Source organism: Amycolatopsis alba DSM 44262 (assembly GCF_000384215.1).
In the GTDB taxonomy this organism is placed as follows: Bacteria; Actinomycetota; Actinomycetes; order Mycobacteriales; family Pseudonocardiaceae; genus Amycolatopsis; species Amycolatopsis alba.
Map to the genome: position 1 here is coordinate 5,335,866 of NZ_KB913032.1, position 20,802 is coordinate 5,356,667.

General features: G+C 71.1%; 5 protein-coding genes. All 5 read left to right on the forward strand.

All coding sequences use genetic code 11. From position 1 onward, the window contains the following. Window positions 1–218 precede the first annotated feature (218 nt). The 5 genes from AMYAL_RS0125420 (at window position 219) to AMYAL_RS0125440 (ending at window position 20,720) form a co-directional block, all read left to right on the forward strand. Window positions 219–12,365 carry a non-ribosomal peptide synthetase gene (locus tag AMYAL_RS0125420; RefSeq protein ID WP_020634081.1) on the forward strand — a complete coding sequence of 4,049 codons (12,147 nt, stop codon included), beginning with the start codon at window positions 219–221 and terminating at the stop codon, window positions 12,363–12,365. 19 nt (window positions 12,366–12,384) lie between these two features. Further along, window positions 12,385–17,955 (forward strand): non-ribosomal peptide synthetase, encoded by a 5,571-nt coding sequence (locus tag AMYAL_RS0125425; RefSeq protein WP_026467434.1) that lies wholly within the window; start codon window positions 12,385–12,387, stop codon window positions 17,953–17,955. Then, on the forward strand, window positions 17,952–18,161 hold the full coding sequence (locus AMYAL_RS0125430) for an MbtH family protein (RefSeq protein WP_020634083.1): 210 nt from the start codon (window positions 17,952–17,954) through the stop codon (window positions 18,159–18,161). The genes AMYAL_RS0125425 and AMYAL_RS0125430 overlap by 4 nt, the downstream gene beginning before the upstream one ends. A gap of 154 nt (window positions 18,162–18,315) precedes the next feature. Further along, window positions 18,316–19,491, forward strand: a complete 1,176-nt coding sequence (locus AMYAL_RS0125435; RefSeq protein WP_020634084.1) for a cytochrome P450 — start codon at window positions 18,316–18,318, stop codon at window positions 19,489–19,491. A 32-nt stretch (window positions 19,492–19,523) separates the two neighbouring features. Next, window positions 19,524–20,720, forward strand: coding sequence for a cytochrome P450 (locus AMYAL_RS0125440; protein WP_020634085.1), 1,197 nt, complete (start codon window positions 19,524–19,526; stop codon window positions 20,718–20,720). The last annotated feature ends 82 nt before the right edge of the window (window positions 20,721–20,802 follow it).

The window sequence follows — 20,802 nt, forward strand, 5'->3', positions numbered from 1 at the left end:
AATTCAAGCTGAGTTATTGAGGGGGAAGGCAAAGGTGTCCGTGTCGGTTGGCAAGTCCGTGAAGGCCTCCTTCCCTACCCTCAAGGTAGGAAAGGAGGCCTTCACGGATACCCCGCGGCCTCAGGGACCCGCTACACCGGGGCCCGCGACCACGACACCTTTGCTTTACCCCTAGTTAGATGAACTTTCATGCCCTTCGCTGATTCAGGGAGATATTGATGAACCAGTCGCGGATCGAGGAAATCTGGCCGCTGTCGCCATTGCAGGCCGGATTGCTCTTCCACGCGGTTTACGACGGCGAAGGGCCCGACGTCTACGTTGGTCATTGGATCCTGGATCTGGCCGGACCGGTGGACGCGGCCAGGCTGCGCGCGGCCTGGGAGACGCTGCTGGCCAGGCACGCCCCGCTGCGCGCCTGCTTCCGGCAGCGCAAATCGGGCGAGACGGTGCAGATCATCGCCAAGCAGGTGGAACTTCCTTGGCGTGAAGCGGATCTTTCCCACCTCGACGATCCCGCGGAGGCCGTGCGAGAGCTGGCCGAGCAGGACCGGACGACGAGGTTCGACCTCACGCAGGCGCCTTTGGTGCGGCTGAGCCTGATCCGGCTCGGCGACGTCACGCACCGCCTGGTGGTGACCTGCCATCACACGATCATGGACGGCTGGTCGCTGCCCATCGTGCTGGACGAGATGGCGAAGCTGTACGCGGCGGACGGCGGCACGGTGAATCTGCCGGAAGTGACGTCCTACCGGGACTATCTCGCGTGGCTGAACAGGCAGGACAAGGCGCGGTCGCTCGCGGCCTGGACGGAACGGCTCAAGGGGGCCGACGAGCCGACGCTGGTGGTGCCCGCCGATCCGGGGCGCGCGCCCGCCGAGCCGGAGAGTGTCGAGGCGGAACTGCCGGAGCAGCTCACGCGAGCGCTGGCGGAGCTGGCCCGCGGCCGGGGGCTGACGCTGAACACGGTGGTGCAGGGCGCGTGGGCCCTGGTGCTGGCGCAACTGGCGGGCCGGACGGACGTGGTGTTCGGGGCGGCGGTGTCGGCGCGCCCGCCGGATCTGCCCGGCGTGGAGGGAATGGTGGGGCTGTTCCTCAACACCGTTCCCGTGCGAGTGCGGTTGAGCGGTTCGACGCCGGTCGCCGAGCTGCTGACAGACCTGCAGAAACGGCAGGTGGCGCTCATCCCCGACCAGTACGTGGGGCTGGCGGACATCCAGCAGGCGGCCGGCCCCGGAGCCGTCTTCGACACGCTGATCGTCTTCGAGAAGTTCCACCACGATTCCGGCGAACTCGGTGCTGCCGGGGCTTTCGGCATCCAGGTGCATCAGGGCCGGGTGGCCGCCCACTATCCGCTGACGCTGGTCGCCGTCCCCGGCGAGTCGATGTACTTCAAGCTGGACTATCTGACGGATCTCTTCGACCGGGACACCGCGCTCGCCATCCTCGAGCGGTTCACCGGAGTGCTGCGGCAGCTGACCGGGGCGGGCGCTCTCACGGTGGCCGACGTCGAGGTGACGAACCCGGCCGAGCGTGCCCTGGTGGTCGACGCGTGGGGGACGGCATCGCAGGCGGCGCCGGGCCGGACGGCACCGGAGCTTTTCGGCGACCAGGTGGAGCGCCGCCGTGACGAGGCGGCGGTCGTCGACGGCGACCGGACGTTGTCGTACGGGGAACTCTCCGGACAGGCGGAGCGGCTCGCCGGTCACTTGCGCGCCAAGGGAGTGCGGCGCGGGGACCGGGTGGCCGTGGTGCTGGACCGGTCGCCCGAGCTGATCGCGACGTTGCTCGCGGTGTGGAAGGCGGGCGCGGCGTACGTGCCGGTGGATCCCGCCTACCCGGTGGATCGCGTGCAGTTCATGCTGGCGGATTCCGGGCCCGCGGCCGTGGTGTGCGCCAAGACCTACCGGGACGCCGTGCTGGACGTCGGCTTCGAGCCGATCGTCCTGGACGATCCCGAGACGCGGCGGGCGGTGGCGGAGTCCGCTCGCCTGTCGGCGGGCACGACCGCCGACGACCTCGCCTACGTGATGTACACGTCGGGTTCGACGGGGACGCCGAAGGGTGTCGCGGTGTCGCACGGCAACGTCGCGGCGCTGGTCGGGGAACCGGGCTGGCGGGTGGGCCCCGGCGACGCCGTGCTGCTGCACGCCTCGCACGCTTTCGACATCTCGCTGTTCGAACTGTGGGTGCCGCTGGTGTCGGGCGCCCGCGTGGTGCTGGCCGGATCGGGCACGGTGGACGGCGAGGCGCTGGCGGCCCACGTGGCCGGTGGTGTCACGGCCGCCCACCTGACCGCGGGCGCGTTCCGGGTGCTGGCCGAGGAATCGCCGGAGTCCGTCGCCGGTCTGCGCGAGGTGCTGACCGGCGGCGACGCGGTCCCGCTGGCGGCGGTGGAGCGCGTGCGGCGGGTGTGCCCGGACGTGCGGGTGCGGCATCTCTACGGCCCGACGGAGGCCACGCTCTGCGCGACGTGGTGGCTGCTGGAACCCGGTGACGAGACGGGATCGGTGCTGCCGATCGGACGGCCGCTCGCGGGACGGCGGGCTTACGTCCTCGACGCGTTCCTGCGGCCACTGCCCTCGGGGGTGGCAGGCGAGCTGTATGTCGCCGGAGCCGGTGTGGCGCAAGGCTATCTGGACCGTCCGGGGCTGACGGCCGAGCGGTTCGTCGCCGACCCGTTCGTGCCCGGCGGGCGGATGTACCGGACCGGCGACCTGGCGTCCTGGACGGATCAGGGGACGCTGGCGTTCGCCGGGCGCGCCGACGACCAGGTGAAGATCCGCGGCTATCGCGTGGAACCCGGTGAGATCGAAGTGGTCCTCGGCGGTCTCCCCGGTGTCGCCCAGGCCGTGGTGCTGGCCAGGCACGACCATCTGATCGGCTACGTGGTCGCCGAAGCGGGACAGGACGCCGACCCCGCGCGGCTACGCGAACAGCTCGCCGAGACCCTGCCCGAGTTCATGGTCCCGGCCGTGGTGCTGGTGCTGGACGAGCTGCCGTTGACGGTCAACGGAAAGGTGGACCGGCGGGCACTGCCCGAACCGGACTTCGCGTCGAAGTCGGCGGGCCGGGAACCGGTCACCGAAGCCGAACGAGTCCTTTGTGGAGTGTTCGCCGAAGTGCTCGGCCTCGACCGGGTCGGGATCGAGGACAGCTTCTTCGAACTGGGCGGCGACTCGATCTCGTCGATGCAGGTCGCCGCACGTGCGCGTCGCGAAGGTGTTTCGCTGACCCCGAGGCAGGTTTTCGAGCACCGGACGCCCGAACGTCTCGCGGCTCTGGCACAGGAAGCCGCCGCGAAACCCCGCGCCGAGGTCGTCACGGGGGTGGGGGAGATCCCGCGGACGCCGGTGATGCTCGCCCTCGGGGACGAGGCGCTGCGCCCCGGTTTCGCGCAGATGAGGGTCGTCGTCACTCCGGCGGGCCTGGAGCCGGCCGCGCTGGTGAGCGCGCTGCGGGCGGTGCTGGACACGCATGATCTGCTGCGGTCGAGGGTGGAGCCGGACGGACGGCTGATCGTCCGCGAGCGCGGCGCGGTGGACGCGGCCGCCCTTCTCATCCGTGTGCCCGCCGGTGCGGGAGAACTCGACGAGATCGCCGAACGCGAGGTCCGGGCCGCGACGGGCACGCTGGACCCGTCGGCGGGGATCATGGCGCGGATCGTGTGGATCGACGCCGGGGACACCGGGCCGGGCCGCCTGGCGTTCGTGGCGCATCACCTGGCCGTCGACGCGGTCTCGTGGGGAATCCTGCTGCCGGATCTGCAGGCGGCCTATGACGACGTGATCGCCGGGCGGACCCCTGTCCTCGAAGCCCCGGCGACGTCGTATCGGCAGTGGGCGCTGCGGCAGACCGAGCAGGCGCGCAGCGAGCGCACCGTGGCCGAACTCGAAGACTGGGTCGCCCTCCTGGAGGGCGACCAGGCACCAGTGCAGGACAGCGGGCAGGGGCAGTCGCATTCGTGGTCCACGCGACTGTCCGGTACCGAGGCGCGCGACCTGGTGGCACTGCTGCCGGGGGCGTTCCACTGCGGGATCCAGGACGTCCTGCTGGCGGGGCTCGCGGGGGCGGTGGCGCGCGTGCGCGGTACCGGCACCGGGCTGCTGGTGGACGTCGAATCCCATGGCCGCGAGGCCGCCGACGGCGAAGACCTGCTGCGCACCGTCGGCTGGTTCACCAGTGTGCACCCGGTCCGCTTCGATCTGTCCGATGTGGACCTCGCGGCCGCCGGGCGGTTGCTGAAGACCGTGAAGGAGCAGATCCGTGCCGTGCCCGGCGACGGATCGGGCTACGGGCTGCTGCGTCATCTCAACCCCGGCACCGCGGCACGGCTGGCCGCGTTGCCGTCCTCCCGGATCGGGTTCAACTATCTCGGCCGGACCGTGCTCGCCCCGCAGGACACCGCGTGGCAGCCGGGCGGCGAAGGGTCGCTCGGCGGCGGGCCGGATCTGGTCCTCGCCCACGCCGTCGAGGTCAGCGCGGACGTCCAGGACACGCCGTCCGGACTCCGGCTGGGGCTGGCCATCGACGCCCGCGATTCCGACCCCGCCATGGTCGAGCGGCTCGGTGAAGCCTGGCTGGAGACGCTGACCGCGCTCGCGGCCCTCGCCGAAGATCCCGCCGCGGGCGGGCACACGCCGTCCGACTTCGAACTCGTCGCCCTGACCCAGCGGGACGTGACGGAGCTGGAGGCCGCGGCGCCGGGGCTGACCGACATCTGGCCGCTTTCGCCACTGCAGGAGGGAATTCTCTTCGAGCGGGCCTTCGACGCCGACGGTGTCGACGTCTATCAGAGCCAGCGGATCCTGGACCTCGACGGGCCGCTCGACGCGGAACGGCTGCGCGCGGCCTGGGAGCAGGTGCTCGCCCGGCACGGATCGCTCCGGACCGGTTTCCATCAGCTGGGGTCCGGTGAAACGGTGCAGGTCGTCTCGGGTGCGGCCGAACTCCCTTGGCGGGTGGTGGATCTTTCGCACCTCGACGAGCCGGACGCGGAGGTCGAACGGCTCCTCGCCGAGGACCAGGCGCAGCGGTTCGATGTGACCCGGCCGCCCCTGCTGCGGCTGCTGCTGATCCGGCTCGGCGCCGGACGGCACCGGCTCGTGCTGACCTCGCACCACGTCGTACTGGACGGCTGGTCGACGCCGCTCGTCGTGGGTGAGGTTTCGGCCGCCTACGCGGGCGGGCCGCTTCCTTCGGCGGCACCGTCCTTTAAGGACTACCTCGCGTGGCTGGGCCGTCAGGACGTCGAGCGGACGCGAGCGGCGTGGGTCGCCGAACTCGCCGGTTCGGACGAACCGTCCCTTGTGGACGCCGACGCGGGCAAGGCGATGGTCATGCCGGGTGACCGCGCCGAACTGCTGTCCGAGGAGACGACGCGCGCGCTCACCGAGCTCGCCCGCGGGAACGGGTTGACGACGAGCACGATCCTGCAGGCCGCCTGGGCGCTGGTGCTGGCGCGGCTGGCGGGCCGGACGGATGTGGTGTTCGGGTCGGTGGTGTCGGGGCGTCCGGCGGAGGTGCCGGACGTCGAGCGGATGGTGGGAATGTTCATCAACACCGTCCCGGTCCGCGTGCGGCTCGACGGTGGCATGCCGGTGCTGGAGCTGTTCCAGGGCCTGCAGGGGCGCCAGGCGGCGCTGACCGAACACCAGTACCTGGGGCTGCCGGAGATCCAGAAGACGGCGGGCACGGGCGCGGTGTTCGACAGCATCGTGATGATCGAGAACTACCCGCACACCGCCGAAGGCCTCGGCGAAGACGGCGGGGTCGTGATCAGCTCGGTCGTCACCCGGACCGGCACCGGCTATCCGCTGACCATGAACGTCAGCCTCGGCGACCGCCTGCGGATCACCGTGTCCTACCGGCCCGACCGGATCGACGGCGAAACCGCCGCCGAGGTCGCCAGGCAGGTCGTGCGGGTCCTGGAACAGGTGGTGGCGGAGCCTTCGCTGCCGGTGGGCCGCCTCGGCGTGACGAGCGGACCGGCGCGCGAGTCGGTGGTGGAACGCTGGAATTCGACGGGCGAGGCCGCCGACACGACGTCGGTGCTGGAGTTGTTCCGGCGGCAGGCCGTCGCCTCGCCGGACGCGGTGGCGGTCGTGGACGGGGCGCGCACCCTGTCCTACGCCGGACTCGACCGGGAATCCGACCGGCTGGCCGGGCAGCTGGCCGCCGTCGGCGTGCGGCGCGGTGACCGCGTCGGCGTGGTGATGGCTCGCGGCGCGGATCTGCTCGCTGCCCTGCTCGCGGTCTGGAAGGCGGGTGCCGCGCAGGTACCGGTCAACGTGGACTATCCGGCGGAACGGATCGAGCGGATGCTGGCCGACGCCGGTGTCTCGGTCGCGGTCTGCCTCGAAGCGAACCGCAAGGCGGTGCCGGACGGGGTCGAGCCGGTGGTCGCGGACGTCCCGGCGATCGGCGGGGCGCGGCACGAGGCGCCGTCGGTCACCGTCGGCGCGCACGACGTCGCCTACGTCATGTACACCTCGGGATCGACAGGCGTGCCGAAGGGCGTCGCGGTGCCGCACGGGAGTGTGGCGGCACTGGCGAGCGACCCCGGCTGGTCGCAGGGCCCGGACGACCGGGTGCTGCTGCACGCGTCGCACGCTTTCGACGCGTCGCTGGTCGAGATCTGGGTGCCGCTGGTCAGCGGAGCCCGCGTGGTGGTCGCGGAACCGGGCACGGTCGACGCGGAACGGCTCCGCGAGGCGATTTCCCAGGGCGTGACCACCGTCCACCTGACGGCGGGCGCTTTCCGTGCGGTGGCCGAGGAAGCGCCGGAGTCCTTCCGTGGGCTGCGGGAGATCCTGACCGGCGGTGACGCGGTTCCGCTCGCCTCCGTCGAACGGATGCGCCTGGCTTGCCCGGACGTGCGGTTCCGGCAGCTCTACGGCCCGACCGAGATCACCCTCTGCGCCACGTGGCTCGTCCTCGAACCGGGCGACGAAACGGGCGACGTCCTGCCGATCGGCGGTCCGCTGGCCGGACGGCAGGCCTACGTGCTCGACGCGTTCCTGCAGCCGGTGGCGCCGAACGTGACCGGCGAGCTCTACCTCGCCGGAGCCGGTCTGGCCCACGGCTACCTCGGCAACACCGCGTCGACGTCGGAACGGTTCGTCGCCAACCCGTTCGGTACGGGCAGGATGTACCGGACCGGAGACCTGGCGCGCTGGACGGAGCAGGGCGAACTGCTGTTCGGCGGGCGCGCCGACTCCCAGGTGAAGATCCGGGGCTACCGGGTCGAACCCGGCGAGATCGAGGCGGCGCTGACCGAGGTCCCCGACGTCGCGCAGGCGGTCGTGGTGGCCAGGGAAGAACGTCCCGGCGAGAAGCGGCTGATCGCCTACGTGACCGCGGAATCGGGACAGGGACTGGACTCCGACGCGGTCCGCGCGCAGCTCGCGGCGCGGCTGCCGGAGTTCATGGTGCCCGCGGTGGTGCTGGTGCTGGACGGATTCCCGTTGACCATCAACGGGAAGATCGACCGCGCGGCCCTGCCCGCCCCCGAGTTCACCCCGCGGGCGGCCGGTCGCGAGCCGAGCACGGAGACCGAGCGGGTGCTGTGCGGCCTGTTCGCCGAACTCCTCGGACTGGACCGGGTCGGCGCCGACGACGGCTTCTTCGAGCTGGGCGGCGATTCGATCCTCTCGATGCGGCTGGCCGCTCGCGCTCGTCGCGAGAATCTCGTCTTCGGGGCGAAGCAGGTCTTCGAGCAGAAGACGCCTGCGGGTATCGCGGCGGTCGCCGAGCAGGGCGGGCAGCTGCGGGCCGAGGACGCCGAGGGGGTCGGCGAGGTCCCGTTGACGCCGGTGGTGCGGGCGCTGCTCGAACGCGATCCACTTGGCCTGACACGGGAAGGCATGGCGCAGTGGGTGATCGTGGACGTGCCCGGCGACCTCTCCGTGCCCGCGCTGACCGCCGGACTGGGCGCGGTGCTCGACACGCACGACCTGCTGCGGAGCCGGCTCGTCGAGACCGAGGGCGCGGAGCCGAGGCTGGTCGTGGCCGACCGGGGAACGGTCGACGCGGCGGCACTGGTCGACGCCGCCTCTGGTGACGTCGACGAGATCGCGAAGGGCGCGGCGGCACGGCTGGACCCCGCCGAGGGCGTGATGGTGCGGGCGGTCCTGGTGGACGCCGGACGGCTCGTGGTGGCCGCGCATCACCTCGTGGTCGACGTGGTGTCGTGGCGGACCCTGGTGCCGGACCTGCAGTCCGCCTGCGAAGCCGCAGTCGCGGGACTGCGGCCGTCGCTCGATCCGCCGGACGTCTCGTTCCGGCGCTGGTCGCGGACGCTGGCCGACGAGGCGGCGATCCGGGCTTCGGAGCTTCCGACGTGGACGGAGATCCTCGACGGGGCCCAGTCGCGGCTGGGCGAGCTCGATCCCCGGCGTGACACCGTGTCGACCGCGGGGCGCAGGTCCTGGACAGTGCCCGCGGGCACGCTCGTGGAGCAGGCCCCCTCGGCCTTCCACTGCGGTGTCCACGAGGTCTTGCTGGCCACCCTGGCCGGCGCAGTGGCAGGCTGGCGCGGCGGCACCGCCGTCGTGGTGGACGTCGAAGGTCACGGCCGTCAGCCCCTCGGCGAACTGGACCTTTCGCGGACGCTCGGCTGGTTCACCGACGTCCATCCGCTCCGGCTGGACGTGTCCGGGGCCGACCCGGCCGACGTGCTCGCGGGCGGCCCGGCCGCCGGGCGGTTGCTGAAGCAGGTCAAGGAAAACGTGCGGACCGTGCCCGACGGCGGGCTCGGCTACGGCATGCTGCGCCATCTCAACGCCGAAACGGCGCCCGTCCTCGCGGCGCTGCCGAAGGCGGAGATCGGGTTCAACTACCTCGGCCGGTTCTCCTCACGGTCCGACGGCGACGCGAAGCTTTGGCAGATCACGGGAATCGCCGGCAGTGCGGCGGCGCAGGACACGCCGTTGCGGCATGTCCTGGAGATCGACGCCGTCGTGGTGGACGGCGCGGGCGGACCCGAGTTCACCCTGACCGTGACCTGGGCCCGGCGGATCCTCGACGACGCCGGGGCGGAAGCCTTCGCCGCCGCGTGGCTGGACACGCTGACCGGCCTCGCCGCCCACGTCGACGGCGGTGGCGCAGGAGGGCACACGCCGTCGGACTTCCCGCTCACCGCGCTGACGCAGCCGGAGGTGGCCGAGGTCGAGGCCGCCGTGCCGGACCTACTCGACATCTGGCCGCTTTCCCCGCTCCAGGAAGGCTTGCTGTTCCACGCCACCGACGAGCGCGGCCCCGACGTCTACGCGAGCATGCGGAAGCTCGCCCTCGACGGACCGCTGGACGTCGCCCGCTTCCGGGCGTCCTGGCAGGTCCTGCTCGACCGGCATCCCGCCCTGCGGGCCAGTTTCCGGCAGCTCGAGTCCGGAACAGCCGTGCAGGCGATCGCCCGCGAGGTGACGCTGCCCTGGCAGGAGACCGACCTGTCCGGGCTGCCCGAGGACGAGGCACTGGCGGAATTCGACCGGATCGCGGAGGCACAGCAAGCCGAGCGGTTCGACCTGGCCCGCGGACCGCTGCTGCGCCTGCATCTGGTGCGGCTCGGCGAGCGCAGGCACCGGCTGGTCTTCACGTCGCAGCACATCGTGGCCGACGGCTGGTCCCTGCCGCTGATCGCCGACGGGGTGCTGAAGGCCTACGAAGCGGGCGGCGACGGCCGGGCGCTGCCCGCCGTGACGTCCTATCGGGACTACCTCGCCTGGATCGCCCGCCAGGACAAGACGGCCGCGCGGGAGGCCTGGCGGACCGAACTCGCGGGGCTCGACGAGGCGACCCACGTCGTCCCGCCGGATTCGATCCTCACGCCGATCGAGCCCGAACGCGTCGGATTCGAACTCGACGACGAGACGAGCCGGAGCGTGGTGGAGTTCACCCGGCGGCACGGTGTCACGGCGAACACGCTCTTCCAGGGGGTCTGGGCACTGCACCTGGCCTGGCTGGCCGGGCGGAACGACGTGGTCTTCGGCGCCGCTGTCGCGGGACGGCCGCCGGAGATCCCCGGCGTCGAATCCGCGGTCGGCCTGTTCATGAACATGCTGCCGGTCCGGGCCCGCCTCACCGGCGCCGAACCGGTCATCGACATGCTGAAGGACCTGCAGGACCGGCAGGTCGCGATGATGTCGCACCAGCACATCGGGCTGCCCGAGATCAAACAGCTCGCCGGTCCGGGCGCGGCGTTCGACACGATCGTGGTGTTCGAGAACTATCCGACCTCGCCGCCCAAGGCCGACGGCCCCGACGCGCTCGCCATGCGCTCCACGGGGATCCCGAACGACACCGGGCACTATCCGCTGTCCCTGCGCGCGTCCGTGGCGGCGGGCCCCGTCCGCGGCGAGTTCATCTACCGGCCGGACGTGGTCGACCGGACCAGGGCCGAGGAGATGCTCGCGTCGATCCTCCGCGGGCTCGACCAGGTGCTGGCCGAACCGCGGACGCCGGTGGGCCGGATCGGCCTGATCGGCCCGGACCAGCGTCGTCTCGTGGTCGACGAGTGGAACCGGACCGGCGCGCCGCTCACGGCGAAGACCCTGCCGGTGCTGCTCCGAGAGCAGGCCGAACGGACGCCGGACGCGGTGGCGGTACAGGACGCGGCGCGGAGCCTGACCTACCGCGGGCTGCTCGGCGAGGTGGAGGCGCTGGCGCGGCTGCTCGTGCGGTCGGGGGTGCGGCGCGAGCAGCGGGTGGGCGTGGTGGTCGAACGCTCGGCCGAGCTGGTGGTGACCCTGCTGGCGGTGACCTTCGCCGGCGGCGTGTTCGTGCCGGTCGATCCGGACTACCCCCGTGAACGCGTCGAGTTCATGCTGGCCGACTCGGCCCCCGAAGTGCTGGTGTGCACGAAGACGACCCGGTCGTTCGTGCCCGCGGACTTCGCGGGCACGGTGCTGGCGCTGGAGGACCTGCCCGCCGCCGGTCCCGGCGCCGAATTGCCGCCGGTGGCACCGGAAGACGCGGCGTACGTGATCTACACGTCCGGGTCGACAGGGGTGCCGAAGGGCGTCCTGGTCACCCATTCCGGGCTCGTCAACCTCGGCTACGCGCATATCGAGCGGATGGCCGTGACGTCGTCCTCGCGGATCCTGCAGTTGTCCGCGATCGGTTTCGACGCCATGGTTTCCGAGCTCTACATGTCCCTGCTGGCCGGTGCGACCCTGGTCCTGCCGGACGCGGCGAGCATGCCGCCCCGGATGACGCTGGGCGACGCGATCCGCCAGGCGGAGATCACCCACCTGACCGTGTCGCCGAGTGTGCTGGCGAGCGAGGACGACCTGCCCGACACGTTGCGGACGATCCTGACCGGCGGCGAAGCGCTGCCGCCCGCGCTGGTGGACCGCTGGTCGCCGGGCCGCCGGGTGATCCAGGCCTACGGGCCGACCGAGACGACGATCTGCTCGACGATGAGCGCCCCGCTGGACACGGGATACGACCAGGTCCCGCTCGGCGGCCCGATCCACAACGTGGGGCACTACGTGCTCGACGCCTTCCTGCGGCCGGTGCCGCCCGGCGTGGTCGGCGAGCTCTACATCACCGGCGTCGGACTGGCCCGCGGCTATCTGGGCCGTCCCGGCCTGTCGGCGGAGCGGTTCGTCGCCAGCCCGTTCGCCCCCGGCGAGCGCATGTACCGGTCCGGGGACCTGTTCCGCTGGACCAAGGAAGGCCAGCTGCTCTTCGCGGGCCGGATCGACGCGCAGGTCAAGGTGCGCGGGTACCGGGTCGAGCCCGCCGAGATCGAGGCCGTGCTCGCGGAGCATCCGTGGGCGGACCAGGTGGTGGTCTCCGTCCGCCGGGACGGGCCGGGCGACAAGCAACTGGTGGCCTACGTCGTGCCGTCGGCCGACGCTTCCGACGAGGGCGCAGACCTGACGTCCGCGTTGCGCGAGCTGGCGGCCGAACGGCTGCCGGAGTACATGATGCCGGCGGCGTTCGTGTCGCTGGAGCAGATGCCGCTCACCCCGCACGGCAAGCTCGACCATCGGGCGCTGCAGGCCCCCGACTTCGCCGGGATGTCCTCGAAACGGGACCCGCGCACGGCGATGGAAGCGTGGCTGTGCGAGCTGTTCGCGGAGGTGCTCGGGCTCGAGCAGGTGGCTCCCGACGACAGCTTCTTCGAACTCGGCGGCGACTCGATCACCTCGATGCAGTTGTCGGCCAGGGCCCGCCGCAAGGGACTGGAACTGACGCCGTGGCAGGTGTTCGAGGAGAAGACGCCGGAACGGCTGGCGGTGCTCGTGAAGGAACTTCCGGCCGAAGGCGCGGAGACCGCGGCGCCGGAGTCCACCGCGAGCCCGCTCGTGGAGCTTTCCTCTGACCAGATGGACCAACTCTTGGCCGGACTTGCCGGTGACTGATCTACATAAGGAGCAGATCGTGACCGTTGACGACACCCGCGCAAAGCCTCGCTCCAGCGTGGAGGACGTCTGGCCTCTTTCGCCGCTGCAAGAGGGGATGCTTTTCCACACCATCCTCGACAAGGAGGGGCCGGACACCTACACGGTGCAGACCGTCTACGGCATCGACGGCCCGCTGGACGCGGGGCTGCTGAAGGCGTCGTGGCAGGCGCTCGTGGACCGGCATGCCGCGCTGCGGGCCTGTTTCCGCTACGTCAGCGGCGCGCAGATGGTGCAGGTCATCGCGCGGGACGCCGAGATCCCTTGGCGCGAAACGGATCTCTCCGGGCTGTCCGATGTCGAAGGCGAAGTGGACCGGCTGGCCGCGGAAGAGGTGGCCGAGCGGCTGAGCATCGAGTCGGCGCCGCTGATGAAACTGCATCTGATCCGGCTCGGCCCGGAGAGCCACCGGCTCGTGCACACCCTGCACCACGTGCTGACCGACGGCTGGTCGATGCCGATCATCCACCGCGAGCTCGCCGAGATCTACGCCGCGGGCGGCGACGCGTCCGGGCTCCCGCCCACGGTGTCCTATCGGGACTACCTCGCCTGGCTGGGCCGCCAGGACAAGGAAGCGGCCCGCGCGGCCTGGCGGAACGAACTCGCCGGGCTGGACACTCCCACCACGGTCGTCCCGGCCGACCCGGCACGGGTACCGGACATCCACACCGAGGTCGTCGAACTGTCCGCCGAGCTGACGGACGGCCTCGCCCGGCTGGCGCGAAGCAACGGTCTCACCCTGAACACCGTCGTGCAGGGCGCGTGGGCCGCCGTGCTGTCGCAGCTCACCGGCCGCACCGACGTGGTGTTCGGCGCGACCGCCTCGGGGCGGCCCGCCGATCTGCCCGGCGTCGAGGCGATGGTCGGCCAGCTGCTCAACACCCTGCCGGTGCGGGTCCGGCTCGACGGCGCGCGGCGGGCCGTCGACGTGTTCGCCGGACTGCAGCGCGACCAGGCGGCGCTCATGGCGCACCAGTATCTCGGCCTCCAGGACGTGCGGACCGTCGCCGGGCCCGGAGCGGTCTTCGACACGCTCGTCATCTACGAGAACTTCCCCCGCCAGGGACTCGGTCAGCCGTCGGGGGGCGGCCTGAACCTGCGCCCGGTGAAGCGGGGGAGCAATTCCTCGCACTACCCGTTCACCCTGGTCACCGGTCCGGGTGAACGGATGCCGCTCATCCTCGACTACGACCATGGCCTGTTCGACCGCGAGGCCGCCGCATCGGTCGTCGGCGCGATGGCGCGGGTGCTGGAGCGGCTGGTGGCTGAGCCCGACGTCCTCGTCGGCCGTCTGACGCTGGTCAGCGAGGCCGAGCGTGCACTGGTGCTGGACGAGTTCAACGCGACCACCGGCCCGGTGCCGGGGGAATCCGTCGTCGGGCTGTTCGCGCGGCGGGTGGCCGCGGCGCCGGACGCGGTGGCGATCACCGGCGCCGACGGCGCGGACCTGACCTACGCCGCCCTCGACGAGGCGTCGGACAGGCTGGCCGGTTACCTCGCCGGTCGTGGCGTCGGCCGTGGTGACCGGGTCGGGGTGGCGATGGAACGGTCACCGGAGCTGATCATCGCGTTCCTCGCGATCTGGAAGGCGGGCGCCGCCTACGTCCCGGTGGACGTCGAGTACCCGGCCGAGCGGATCTCGTTTATCTTCGACGACTCCGGCGTCTCGACCGTCCTGTGCGCCGAAGCCACCAGCGCGGTCGCGCCGGACGACGCGATCGTGCTCGACGCGCCCGGAACGCGGGCGGCCGTGAACGACTGTGCCGCGCCGGGGATCCGGCTGTACGCGGGCGATCTGGCGTACGTCATGTACACCTCGGGATCCACCGGCCTGCCGAAGGGCGTGGCCATCCCGCACGGCGCCGTCGCCGGGCTGGCCGGTGACGAGGGCTGGCAGATCGGTCCCGAGGACGGCGTCCTGATGCACGCGACGCACGTCTTCGACCCGTCTCTCTACGCGATCTGGGTGCCGCTCGTCTCGGGCGCCAGGGTCCTGCTCACCGAACCGGGAGCGCTGGACGCGGCCGGGGTGCGGCAGGCCGTGGGGCGGGGCGCGACCTTCGTCCACCTCACCGCCGGCACCTTCCGCGCGCTGGCGGAAACGGCGCCGGAATGCTTCGACGGCCTGGTCGAGATCGGGACCGGCGGCGACGTCGTCCCCTTGCAGTCGGTGGAGAACCTGCGGCGCGCCCAGCCCGGTCTGCGGGTGCGCAACACCTACGGGCCGACCGAGACCACCCTGTGCGCGACGTGGCTGCCGATCGAACCCGGCGACGTGCTCGGTCAGGAGCTGCCGATCGGCCACCCCATGACCAACCGCCGGATCTACGTCCTCGACGCCTTCCTGCGCCCGGTCGCGCCGGGAGTGGACGGCGAGCTGTACATCGCGGGCACGGGGCTGGCCCGTGGCTACCTGAACAGCCCCGGCCTGACGGCGGACCGGTTCGTCGCGTGCCCGTTCCTCCCCGGCGAACGCATGTACCGCACCGGCGACCGGGCGCGCTGGACCCGTGACGGCGAGATCGTCTTCCTCGGCCGCGCCGACGACCAGGTGAAGATCCGCGGCTACCGGGTCGAGCTCGGCGAAGTGGAGTCCGTGCTGGCGGCTCAGCCGGGCGTGGTCGAGGCGGTCCTGCTGGCACGGGAAGACCAGCCGGGCGAAAAGCGTCTCGTCGGCTACTTCGTGTCCGACGGCACCGACGCGGGGCCGGAGGAGATCCGGCGGCAGATGGCGCTGGTCCTGCCCGACTACATGGTCCCGATCGCGGTCGTCGCGCTGCCCGGCCTGCCCGTCACCCCCAACGGCAAGGTGGACCGGCGGGCGCTGCCCGCCCCGGATCTCGCGGGACACTCGTCGGCGAAGGCGCCGGAGAGCGAGACCGAAAAGGTCCTGTGCGCGCTGTTCGCCGAGATCCTCAGCGTCGAGCACGTGGGGGTCGACGACACCTTCAACGACCTCGGCGGCAGTTCGGCGCTGGCCATGCGGCTCGTCGCGCGGATCCGGGAGGAACTCGGTGAGGATCTCCCCATCCGGCAGCTGTTCTCGTCGCCGACACCCGCGGGGCTGGCCAGGGCTCTCGCCGCGAAGTCCCGCCCCGTACTGGAAGCCGTCCAGCGGCCGGACCGGGTGCCCCTCACCGCCCGGCAGCTGCGCGCGTGGCTGCTGGCCGACCCCGGCGGTGAGACGGCGGCCTTGACCACCTCGGTCGCCCTGCGCTTGCGGGGCAAGCTGGACGTGCCTGCGCTGACGGCGGCGATCGGCGACGTCGCGACCCGGCACGAACTGCTGCGCACCACTTTCCCCGGCGACGCGCAGAGCGTGCGCCAGCACGTCCACGAGACCTCGGCGGCCGAGCCGGTTCCGGTCACGGTCACCGAGGAGGACCTTCCGGGGTTGCTCGCCGACCGGCGCGGGCGGGCCTTCGACCTCACCCGTGAAGTGCCGTGGCGGTGCGACCTTTTCGCGCTCTCGGAAAAGGAACACGTACTGCACCTGCAGGTGCACCGGATCCTCGCCGACGACGACTCACTGGACGTGTTCTTCCGCGACCTGGCGGCCGCGTACGGCGCACGGCGCGAAGGCCGGGTCCCGCAGCGCGCGCCGCTGGCCCTGCAGTTCGCCGACTACGGGCTCTGGGAGCGGCGGCTGCTCGAAGACGAGAACGAGCCGGGCAGCCTGATCAACGAGCAGATCTCCTTCTGGCGGGACAATCTGGCGGGTATCGACGGGGAGACGGTGCTCCCGTTCGACCGGCCGCGGCCCGCCGTCCCGTCGCGCCGGGCCGGGACGGTCGCGCTCCGGCTGGACGCCGCTCCGCACGCCCGGTTGACGGAGGCGGCGGAACCGGCGGGCGCGGACACGTCCCAGTTGGTGCACGCGGCGCTCGTCATGCTGCTGGCCAAATCCGGCGCGGGCCAGGATGTGGTGATCGGCTCGACGCTGCCCCGTGACGAGGAACTCTTCGATCTCGAACCGATGATCGGCCCGTTCGCCAGGCCGCTCGCCCTGCGGACGGACGTCTCGGGCGACCCGACCTTCCTGGAGGTCGTCACCAGGGTGCAGGAGGCCGTCCAGGCCACGAGCCAGCACCTGGACGTGCCGTTCGAGCGGATCGTCGAACTGCTGGATCTGCCCGCGTCGCTGTCTCGCCATCCTGTGTTCCAGGTGGGCCTGCGGGTGGACGAGGAGGACATCGACGGCTGGTCGGCGGCGGAACTGCCCGCGCTGCGCACCAGCGTCGAACCCGGCGGGACCGAGGCCATGGAGCTGGATCTCGCCGTCGACCTCACCGAACGCTTCGATGACGACGACGAACCTGGCGGCATCGAGGGCGCGCTGCGCTACGCCACCGACCTGTTCGACGAGGCCACGGCCGAGTCGATGGCCCGGCGGCTGATCCGCGTCCTCGAACAGGTCGCGGAGGATCCCCGGCGGCGGATCAGCGACCTGGACCTCTTCCTGGACGACTTCGAACGCGGCCGTCCGCCCATCGCACCGGCGCGATGGGCCGGGGACGCGCCCCAGGTGGTCACCGACCTGGTCGGGGACGGCCCGCTCGGCGCGCTCGTGCTGGACGGCGAACTGCGGCCTGTCGCTCCTGGCACCGTCGGCGATCTCTACGTCACCGGTCCGGCGGTCGACGCGGGAGGGGCCGGGCTGCCGACCGTGCCCTGTCCGTTCGGGGAGGACGGGCACCGGATGCTGTCCACGGGCCTGCTCGCCCGCAAGACGCCCGCGAAGACCCTGGTCGTCGTCGGCGAGCGGCGGCGGGCGAGCACCGCGGTGAAGACGGGCGACTTCGAGATCCTGCTGCCGCTGCGCGTCAGCGGTGACCGGCCGCCCCTGTTCTGCGTCCACGCGAGCGGCGGCCTGAGCTGGAACTACGAACCGCTGCTGCGGTACCTCCCGGCGGATCAGCCGGTCTACGGCGTGCAGGCACGCGGCCTGGCCCGTGCCGAACCGCTGCCGGGCAGCGTCGAGGAGATGGCCGCGGACTACCTGGCGCAGATCCGCGCCGTGCAGCCGTCCGGGCCGTATCACCTCCTCGGCTGGTCGCTCGGCGGCCGTATCGCGCAGGCGATGGCCCGGTCGCTGGAGGCGGAAGGGGAAAAGGTCGGCCTGCTCGCCCTGCTCGACGCCTATCCCGTCTACATGGGACGCAAGACGACCGGCGCCGCGAACGAGGAAGCGGCCCTGTCGAAGCGGAACCAGGCGGATCTGGACCTCGCGAGCCAGCTGGTCAAGGGAGAAGCCGCCCGGTCGCGTCTCGAAGCTGTCATGCGCAATCTCTGGGATGTGGGGCCACGCCACGTCTCTTCGCCCTTCGAAGGCGACATCCTGCTCTTCGTGGCCACTGTGGACCGTCCCGAGCATCTGCCCGTCTCGGTGGCGAAAGCCAGCTGGAAGGACTTCACCAGCGGGACCATCGAGTGCCACGACGTCCCGTCCAACCACTACGACATGGTGCAAACCGCGGCGCTGGGCCAGATTGGAGCCATCGTCGCCGAGAAACTCCGGCACCGCCCGGAAGGTGAAAGGACACAACGATGACCAACCCCTTCGACAACGAAGACGGTTCCTTTTTCGTGCTGGTCAACGACGAGGGCCAGCACTCCCTGTGGCCGTCCTTCGCGGAGGTGCCGTCGGGCTGGACCCGTGTGCACGGCGAGAGCAGCCGCCAGGAATGCCTCGCCTACGTCGAGGAGAACTGGACCGACCTCCGGCCGAAGAGCCTCGTGCGGGAAGCCGGCGTCTGAGGGACGGTGTCCAGCCGCTCAACCCGGACGGTTGGACGAGCCCGGCGGCGGCGTAGTGAGGTCGTGAAGGCCTCCTTCCCTACCTTGAGGGTAGGCAAGGAGGCCTTCACGGACATCCGAACGAACGCTGGATGAGGCGGAAAGGAACTGTGCAGTGTTCGAGGAGAAGAACGCCCTCCGGGGCACGGAGATCCACCGGAGAGAGCGCTTCGATCCGGGGCAGGAGCTGCGTTCCCTGATGGCCGAGGGCCCCATGTCCGTGATGGAGGCCGAAGAATGCCCCGGCGGGCGGACTGGCTGGGTCGCCACCGGGTACGACGAGACCCGGCAGGTGCTCGGCTCGGACAAGTTCAGCGCCAAACTGCTGTACGGCGGGACGGCGGCAGGCCGCATCTGGCCCGGCTTCCTCAACCAGTACGACCCGCCGGAGCACACGCGGCTGCGCCGGATGGTGGCGTCGGCGTTCACTTTCCGGCGGATGCGGGACTTCCGGCCGCGGATCGAGTCGATCGTCGAGGCCACCCTCGACGACATCGAGGCCACCGGCGGCCCGGTGGATTTCGTGCCCCGGTTCGCGTGGCCCGTCGCGACGACGGTGATCTGCGACTTCCTCGGCATTCCCCGTGACGACCAGGCGGACCTGTCGCGCGCCCTGCACGCCAGCCGGGCCGAACGGTCGGGCAAACGGCGTGTGGCGGCGGGAAACAAGTACTGGACGTACATGGGCCAGGTCGCGGCCAAAACGCGCCGCGATCCCGGTGACGACATGTTCGGTGCCGTGGTGCGCGAACACGGCGACGACATCACCGACGCGGAACTGCTGGGCGTGGCCGCTTTCGTCATGGGCGCGAGCGGGGATCAGGTGGCCCGGTTCCTTTCGGCGGGCGCGTGGCTGATGGTCGAGCATCCCGAGCAGTTCGCCGTGCTCCGGGACAAGCCGGAATCCGTCCCGGATTGGCTGAACGAGGTCGCCCGGTACCTCACGAGCGACGAGAAGACCACTCCGCGCATCGCGAAGGAAGACGTGTACGTGGGTGATCAGCTCGTCAAGGCGGGTGACGCCGTCACCTGTTCCTTGCTGGCTTCGAACCGTGGGAAGTTCCCCGACCCGGAGGACGCGTTCGACATCACCCGTGAAAAGCCCTCGCATGTCACGTTCGGGCACGGCATCCATCACTGTCTCGGCAGGCCGCTGGCCGAGATGGTGTTCCGGGCGGCGCTCCCGGCATTGGCGCACCGCTTTCCCAAACTCCGGCTGGCCGAACCGGATCGCGAGATCAAACTGGGGCCGCCGCCGTTCGACGTGGAAGCCCTTCTCCTCGACTGGTAGCGCGAAACCTTGGCAGCAAAGGAGTTTTCCCGGTGATTGAGGACGACCAGCGCCCGCTGCACATCCGGAGACAGGGGCTGGACCCGGCGGACGAACTGCTCGCCGCCGGAGCGCTGACGAGGGTCACCATCGGATCCGGGGCGGATGCCGAGACCCATTGGATGGCCACCGCGCACGCCGTCGTCCGGCAGGTGATGGGTGATCACCAGCGGTTCAGCACCCGGCGCCGCTGGGACCCGCGCGACGAGATCGGCGGGAAGGGCATCTTCCGGCCGCGTGAACTGGTCGGCAACCTGATGGATTACGACCCGCCCGAGCACACGCGGCTGCGGCAGAAGCTGACGCCCGGTTTCACGTTGCGCAAGATGCAGCGGATGCGGCCGTACATCGAGCAGATCGTGCACGAACGTCTCGACGAGATGGAGGAGACGGGATCCCCCGCGGATCTGATCACGCTCGTCGCCGACCGGGTGCCCGGCGCCGTGCTGTGCGAGCTGATCGGCGTGCCGAGGGACGACCGGGACATGTTCATGAAGCTCTGTCACGGGCATCTGGACGCCTCGCTGAGCCAAAAGCGGCGGGCGGCGCTCGGCGACAAGTTCTCCCGCTATCTGCTGGCGATGATCGCCAGGGAACGCAAGGAGCCGGGCGAGGGGATGATCGGGGCGGTCGTCGCCGAATACGGTGACGACGCCACGGACGAGGAGCTGCGGGGTTTCTGCGTTCAGGTGATGCTGGCAGGTGACGACAACATCTCCGGCATGATCGGGCTCGGGGTGCTGGCGATGCTGCGGCATCCCGAGCAGATCGCCGCTTTCCGCGGTGACGAGCAGTCGGCGCAACGCGCGGTCGACGAGCTGATCCGGTACCTGACGGTGCCCTATTCGCCGACCCCCCGGATCGCCAGGGAGGACATCACCCTCGCGGGCCAGGAGGTCAAGAAAGGGGACAGCGTCATCTGTTCCCTCCCCGCGGCCAACCGTGACCCGGCACTGGCGCCGGACGTGGACCGCCTCGATGTCGCGCGTGAGCCCGTCCCGCATGTCGCGTTCGGGCACGGGGTCCACCATTGCCTCGGCGCCGCGCTGACCCGCCTCGAACTGCGCACGGTCTTCACCTTGCTGTGGCAGCGTTTTCCCGCGCTGAGGCTCGCGGATCCCGCGCAGGACGACAAATTCCGCCTGACCACCCCCGCGTACGGATTGACCGAATTGATGGTCGGATGGTGATCGCCGGATCCGTCCACACGAGGTCGCTGGACGTGCTGCCTGATTACCGGTGGAATTGGGGCGTCGGCGGGTTCGGGCCGGC

Bases quoted from the DNA above. Each gene is read 5' to 3' on its own strand.
- AMYAL_RS0125420 (WP_020634081.1), top strand. From the start codon at position 219: ATGAACCAGTCGCGGATCGAGGAAATCTGGCCGCTGTCGCCATTGCAG.
- AMYAL_RS0125430 (WP_020634083.1), top strand. From the start codon at position 17,952: ATGACCAACCCCTTCGACAACGAAGACGGTTCCTTTTTCGTGCTGGTC.